Below are 2845 nucleotides of genomic sequence, written 5' to 3' on the forward strand. Positions count from 1 at the left end.
CTCGCGCACGACCTCCCGGCAACTCGTCAACGGGTCAAGCCGAAAGACGCAAGCCTGAAACCGCTCTGAAACAAAAAAATCTGCTCCCCGCGGTCCAGGCCGGATGCGTACCTCGATCCCGCCGATATCATCGCTGTTCGTTCGACGCTGGCAGGTCGAGGTTACCTTTGCTGAACCCCGCGCCCAACTCGGCGTCTAAACCGGCGGCAATGGTCCGACCCAGCGGCAATGGTCCGACAGGGCAATTGCCGCCAAACCTTCTCTGCGTCTACAGACTTGTCCTCGCCACATCGGGGAACGGCATAAAATTCCCCGACCGCCTCGTCCGTATGGCTGAAGCTTCTGCTTCGCCGCGTAGCGTACGAGGTGACGAGGTCGAGCTGATAGCCTGAGGGAAAAAGAGCTGGGCAACGCAAAACCCCGGGCAGAGCCCGGGGTTTCTCCACAGTCCGCAGAAATGAGATGAAACAACACTCACTCCTTTAGGTTAGGTGTTTTCCTTAGCCGCCGGCGCCGCCTCCAGGTCCTCCTCCGCCGCCGCCGCCGCTGGAGCCGCCCGTGCCGCCGCCACCGGACGCGTTGCCGCTGTCGCCGCCGCTGGAGCCGCCCGTGCCGCCGCCACCGGACGCGTTGCCGCTGTCGCCGCCGCTGGAGCCGCCCGTGCCGCCGCCACCGGACGCGTTGCCGCTGTCGCCGCTGCTGGAGCCGCCCGTGCCGCCGCCTCCGGACGCGTTGCCGGTGTCGACGCCGCTGGAGCCGCCCGTGCCGCCGCCACCGGACGCGTTGCCGCTGTCGCCGCCGCTGGAGCCGCCCGTGCCGCCGCCACCGGACGCGTTGCCGCTGTCGCCGCTGCTGGAGCCGCCCGTGCCGCCGCCACCGGACGCGTTGCCGCTGTCGCCGCCGCTGGAGCCGCCCGTGCCGCCGCCGCCACCGGACCCATTGCCATTGCCGGACCCGTTACCGTTACCGTTACCGCCGCCGCCACCGGACCCATCGCCATTGCCGGACCCGTTACCGTTACCGTTACCGCCGCCGCCACCGGACCCATTGCCATTGCCGGACCCGTCACCATTGCCGGGCCCGTTGCCATTGCCGGGCCCGTTCACCGATCCTATTCTGGGTCCGCTGCTGCGCCCGATAACTGACCCTGCTCCATTTCCATCGGAGCCGTTTCTCAGAATCGTAGAGATCAGCGAGGTGGTAATTGGCGGGCATTGAGCAATCTGTTCCGAGCTGAGAATGCTGGCCCGGTTGCTGGCGATGCAGCAAAGCGCGAAGTTGGCTTGGGTCAGCGGCTGACACTGCGCAAGCGCCAGCCGCGGTCGGATGGTTTGTTGCGCTTCCGCCGCCGTCGGCCAAGAAGCCGCTGCGACCGCCGCTGAAAGGAGCAGAGCCCTGGAGCGCTTGCTCAAACGAATACTGGGGTACTGTTGCATCACTTCCTCCATTGGAAAAAAAATGCGCTCCAGTCCCCTGAATGGTGCGTAATTCGAAGTTACGACTGATAGTATCGATTTGTTAAGTACGCCAATCGATTTATATCAATGGGACGCATCAATTGAGCTAGGCTTTCTCTTAATGTAGGGGGAGGCTTGCGAGAGGGAAAACGATGATTCGTTCAGCGACGCTTGTGGTGGCCTTAGCATTGGCAGGCTGCAGTCAAACCATGGAAACAGGTGCGCTGAGCGCGCGGGGTTTCGCCTATCCTAGCCAAGCCATGCCCTCGGGCCCGGCGATGACGACTTCCGGCCGCGCCTTCGCTCCGCCTGCTTTCTATTCATTCTGCGCCAATGAGCCCGTATTGTGCGGTACGCAAGGCGAGAAGAAATTGGTCGATCTGACGCCGCAGCTGCATGCGCAACTCGAACGCGTGAACAAATCCGTCAACCGCCGGATCCGAGAGCGCGCCGATCCTGGGAATACCGGTGCGGATAAGTGGGAACTGCCGGCCACTGAGGGCGATTGCGAAGACTTCGCTATCCTTAAAAAGGCCGAGCTAATGAAGCGAGGCTGGCCTGCCTCTGTCCTCTTGTTGACGGTGGCGACCATGGGTAACGAAGGCCATACCGTGCTGACAGTGCGCACCAGCAACGGCGATCTCGTGCTGGACAATCGCGTGAACCGGGTGAAGGACTGGTCTTCCACGCCATATCGCTATTTCGCGAGGCAATCTCAGACGGATGGCAGTCAGTGGCAGCGAGTCTGATGCGCTGCGCCGGTGACATGACAGGATTTGATGGGAGACGATCGGATGATCTCTGACCGCGATGGCGCAAGGGCTTTCGCTGCATAGTGGCCGAGACTACTGGCGTTGCTACACCGGTACCGCGACCGCAGCTCCTGTCATCGACGCTTGATAATGACATAACAATCCGCGGCTATTGACCCAAGGCGCGCGAAGGAAATTACCGCCGAGCACCACCATCGGAGTTGCCGTCTAGGCGGCGAACGAGGCGAGGAACGCCGCAGGGTGGGGCTACTGCACTGACTCAGTCAGAAGCTACACGCGACGCTCGGAGTTTTGCCGGGATTGTCTCTGCCGGCTTGGTCCAGACGAATGGCTGGGGGGTGGTATTCTGGCGTCGGATAAAGGCGCGGATGGTATCCTGGAGGTCAGCTGCGGAGTTAAAAACGCTCCGCCGCATCGCTCGGCGGGTGAGGACGAGAAGAAGTTCTCGACAGCGTTGAGCCAAGGCCCGCAGGTTGGTGTGAAGTGGAACACCCAGCGGGGATGGGGATGTCCCGATCGATGTTGAACTTCTGAAGTGGCGGCGTTGCCCGCCTTGAGCCGGTAGGCTCGGGGTGTCGAATCCACTTCGGAGAGCAACGCCATGAAGAAAGATAT

2 protein-coding genes and 1 pseudogene are annotated in these 2845 nt (G+C 62.5%); 1 reads left to right on the forward strand and 2 read right to left on the reverse strand.

Annotated elements, in window-relative coordinates:
* Positions 1-500 precede the first annotated feature (500 nt).
* Entirely contained in the window at positions 501-1106 is a 606-nt protein-coding gene (locus tag VQ042_RS25135; protein WP_331822981.1) for a hypothetical protein, read from the reverse strand.
* Positions 1107-1666: 560 nt separating this feature from the next.
* On the opposite strand from VQ042_RS25135, the gene VQ042_RS25140 reads away from it, so the two are divergent.
* The gene (locus VQ042_RS25140) at positions 1667-2206 is read left to right on the forward strand and encodes a transglutaminase-like cysteine peptidase (RefSeq protein WP_331822982.1); all 540 of its coding nucleotides are present in this window, start codon (positions 1667-1669) and stop codon (positions 2204-2206) included.
* 283 nt (positions 2207-2489) lie between these two features.
* On the opposite strand, the pseudogene VQ042_RS25145 reads toward VQ042_RS25140, so the two are convergent.
* Positions 2490-2734 (reverse strand): annotated as a pseudogene (locus tag VQ042_RS25145) (IS630 family transposase); the annotation flags it as partial.
* Positions 2735-2845: the final 111 nt, after the last annotated feature.

The sequence above is a fragment of the Aurantimonas sp. A2-1-M11 genome (genome assembly GCF_036549475.1).
Taxonomy (GTDB): Bacteria; Pseudomonadota; Alphaproteobacteria; order Rhizobiales; family Rhizobiaceae; genus Aurantimonas.

What these genes read in the sequence shown, in the direction of transcription:
- VQ042_RS25140 (WP_331822982.1), top strand. Translation starts at nt 1,667, where the DNA reads ATGGAAACAGGTGCGCTGAGCGCGCGGGGTTTCGCCTATCCTAGCCAA.